At 72.7% G+C, this 1,598-nt stretch carries 2 protein-coding genes; both read right to left on the minus strand.

Going from position 1 to position 1,598, the window contains the following annotated elements:
- Positions 1-536 (minus strand): hypothetical protein (locus N4P33_RS35110; protein WP_260830957.1); only part of this gene is annotated, 536 nt, incomplete at its 3' end.
- Positions 537-540: 4 nt separating this feature from the next.
- Positions 541-1,598, minus strand: a 1,058-nt coding sequence (locus N4P33_RS35115; RefSeq protein WP_260830958.1) for a glycerophosphoryl diester phosphodiesterase membrane domain-containing protein, incomplete at its 5' end; no start/stop codon positions are given.

Consider the following 1,598-nt stretch of genomic DNA (forward strand, 5'->3'; position numbering starts at 1 on the left):
TCGGCGGCGGCCTCGTCGGCGGTGCGGCCGGGGCGGAGGTCGAGCAGGGCGCGCTCCTCCAGGGAGCGGACGATGGCACGCATGCGTTCCTGCACGGCCTGGTTCCAGTGCCCTTGGGCGGCGTGGGCCTCGGCCGCCGCGCGGTGTTCGGCGGCGCTGCGGGGGCGGTCGTCGAACAGGGCGGGCGCGGAGGTGGGCTCGCGGCGCGGCGTGCCAAGGCGCCACCACAGGGCGGCCAGGACGGCGACGACGGCCGCGATGATGACGATCAGGCCGAGTGTGCCGCCGGGCGTCGCCGTGGAGGCGGTGCTCAGCAGGTCGTCGACCCACTCCCAGAACTTGTCCAGGGCCCGCTGGAACCAACTGGGGTCGTTCTCGTGGTACATGCGCTTGGACAGCTCGCGCCGGGCCGCCTCCCGCGCGGGATCACGCGGGACGGTCAGCGGCGGCTCGTCGTCGGCGGCCGGCAGGGCGCGCAGGGCCGTGTCGGCGGCGGCGTGCAGTGCCGATGTGAGAACTCCCCCCGTGGCGTTCACCGCATCAGCTCCCCGGGGTGGTGCCGGGGCCGTAGCCCTGGACGCCTGCGGCGCGGGCCAGTTCGAGGTCGAGGGCCTCGCGGCGGATCCGCTGGTCGATGTAGAGCAGCACGGTGACGCCGGCCGAGATCGGGAACGTGATCATGGCGCCGATGACCGAGCCGATGCCGCTGACGACGAGGAACGTCCAGCCGACGTCGCCCGGGTTGTTGAGGAAGCCGGAGACGCCGTCGCTGCCGACGGCGGCGGCGAGGAACGTGAACGGGATGACGATGATCGAGGCGACGACGTTCGCGATGACGGTGGCGAGCAGTTGTATGCCGAAGATCCGCCACCAGGAGCCGCGGACCAGCTTCACGGAGCGGCGCATCGCCGCCACGATCCCCTGCTTCTCCAGCATCAGCGTCGGCGAGGACAGCGAGAAGCGGATCATCAGCCACAGGGCGACCACACCGGCGCCGATGATGCCCAGGACGGTCAGCGCGACACCGGGGCCGGTCGCGCCCGCGACGGTCACCAGGATGCCGGGCAGCGCACCGACGGTGACGATGAGGCCGGTGATGAGCAGCAGCAGGCAGATCAGGCCGAACAGCTTGAGGATCTGCGGGCGGGCGTCGCGCCAGGCCTCGCCCGTGGTGACCGGCTTGCCGAGTACGGCGCGGCTGGTGACCGTCGTGAGCAGGGCGGTGGCGGCGACGGTGCCGACCAGGGTGATCAGGAAGATGACACCGTTGTTGAGCAGGGCGTCGCTCATGGCGCGGGTCAGTTCGCTGACGGTGGCGCTCGGGTCGTTGAGCACCTCGCTGCTGGAGGTGTCCAGGACCAGGCCCTGGAAGAGGACGACGACGATCTCGGTGAGCACGGCGATGGTCAGCGAGATGCCGAGGACCGTGCGCCAGTAGGTGCGCATGGTGGAGACGGCGCCGTCGAGGATCTCGCCCACGCCGAGCGGGCGGAGCGGGATCACACCGGGCTTGGCCGCGGGCGGGGGGCCGCCCCAGCCGCTTCCCCAGCCGCCGCCCCAGGCACCGTGGCCGCCGGGAGCGCCCGGTGCGCCGGGGG

Source organism: Streptomyces sp. 15-116A (genome assembly GCF_025290915.1).
Taxonomy (GTDB): Bacteria; Actinomycetota; Actinomycetes; order Streptomycetales; family Streptomycetaceae; genus Streptomyces.